The sequence below is a fragment of the Campylobacter sp. W0066.2 genome, assembly GCF_024723515.1.
Classification (GTDB): domain Bacteria; phylum Campylobacterota; class Campylobacteria; order Campylobacterales; family Campylobacteraceae; genus Campylobacter_D.
Genome location: NZ_JANQCV010000031.1, coordinates 1 through 2086, shown reverse-complemented (window position 1 = coordinate 2086; position 2086 = coordinate 1). Strand labels below are relative to the sequence as shown.

1 protein-coding gene is annotated in these 2086 nt (G+C 31.8%); it reads left to right on the top strand.

The features are described 5' to 3' along the window. A partial coding sequence (locus CAMP18498_RS07800; RefSeq protein ID WP_337198253.1) for a beta strand repeat-containing protein occupies window positions 1-2086 on the top strand: 2086 nt, incomplete at both ends.

Genomic DNA, 2086 nt, shown 5'->3' with positions numbered 1-2086 from the left:
GGTGGTAATGGTATAAATGTTAGCAACTCAACTGTAGATAAAATTAGCAATAGTGGTAATATTAGTGCAGATGTTAAAAACTGGAATGGTATAGACATTCAAGCAAATTCTACTGTCAAAACAATAGAAAATACTGGAACTATACGTGGTGGTGGTCAAGATGGCATACAAGTAAAGTCAGGTGCTACTTTAGAAAATTTAGTAAATAATGGATATATAAGTAGTGTTAATGCTACTATTCAAAATAGCAATGGCAGTGGTACTATAAAAACTTTGAATAATCAAAGTGGTGGTACTATTGGCGGTGTTAAAGTTGGTGGTAATGGATCTAAAATAGAAACTTTGAATAATGATGGCACTATTTTAGGAAATTTAGGTGTATTTGTTGATCGAGGTGGAAAAATTGATAGTTTAAATAATAGTGGAACTATAAATGGTAATATTAATGGTATTGCAGTTAAATATGGCTCTAATATTAAAACTTTAAATAATACTGGAACTATTTATGGAAAACAAGATGCTATTTTTATCGTGAAAGCAACTATTGATAATCTTTCAAATTCAGGTCGCATAGAAAGTACAGGTTGGATAGGTAACACTGCTGGAATTTTTTTTTCTGGTGGAAGATTTGGAACTATCGATAATAAAGAAAATGGTATTATAAAATCTAACATATACGGTATTAAACTATTTTTTTATGGAGAATCGGCACAGGGAACACTTGTGAAAAATGCTGGAACAATAGATTCTGGAGATTCTGCTATTTCGATATATGCAGGTACTAATTTGCAAACAATCGATAATACTGGTCTTCTTCAAACACGTAATAATGGTATTGAACTTTATGATGTAGGTTGGGGAACTAATGCATCAATTCATGTTAACACTATTAATAACTCAGGTACTATCATAGCAAAGAATAATGGTATTGTTTTTAGAGATGATAGAACAAATACAAATTTATCAGCCATGACTATTGATAATATTAATAATACAGGTACTATTCAAGCAGGGAAATATGGAATTATATTAAGTGATACTAAAAATTCTTACCAAATCGGTAAAATTTCTTTAGGTGGTTTAGTTAGTGGTGGTATAGCAGGCTTTTTCATAGGAGCTAATCAAAAACTAACAGAGGATATCAATGTAACAGGAACCTTAGCAGGAGGTCAAGCTGGTATCATCAATAAAGGCCATTTAGGTAATACTAATAAAACTGGCGGTATCAAGCTAGATGGTGGAACCATAGCTGCGACTTCTTTAATCGATGGTGCAATGTATTATAATGCCAATGGTGTTGCAATAAAAAATACTGAAAACGGTATCATCTATGGTGACACAGAATTAAAAAACAAAGCTTCTATTATAGGAGATTTTATAAACGAAGGTAATGGTCAAATAGAAGGCTCTATAAAATTAAGCGATGAATCTAAAATTCTTGGAAATATTAATAATATAGGAACAGGAAATATTAATGGTTCTATAGAATTAACAGATAAATCTTACATAGCTGGTATAGTAAATTCAGGTTCAGGAAAAATCACAGGAGATGTTAGTGTTAATAATGGATCTAAAATTGACAATATCATCAATGCAGGAAGCGGAGAAATAGCTGGTGGTATTAAAGTTGATCATGGTAGTGAAGTTACTAATATTTCTAATGCTGGTAATGGGCTTATTAGCAGTAATGTTAGCGTTAATAATGGATCTAAAGTTGGCAATATCATCAATGGTGCTTTAGCAAATTCTTTTTATAGCAATGAGTCTTCTACTGGAAAAATCTCAGGAGATGTTAGCGTTGATAATAAAAGTGTAGTTGGCAATATCATCAATGCAGGAAGCGGAGAAATAACTGGTGGTATTAAAGTTGATCATGGTAGTGAAGTTACTAATATTTCTAATGCTGGTAATGGGCTTATTAGCAGTAATGTTAGCGTTAATGATGGATCGAAAGTAGGTAATATCTTTAATAGTGATTATGGAAAAATATCAGGAAATATATCTATAGGTAAAGACTCTAATGTAGGTGGAGTAGTAAATAGTGGTAATGGACAAATCTCTGGTGATATTAGTGTAGGAGAAGGGT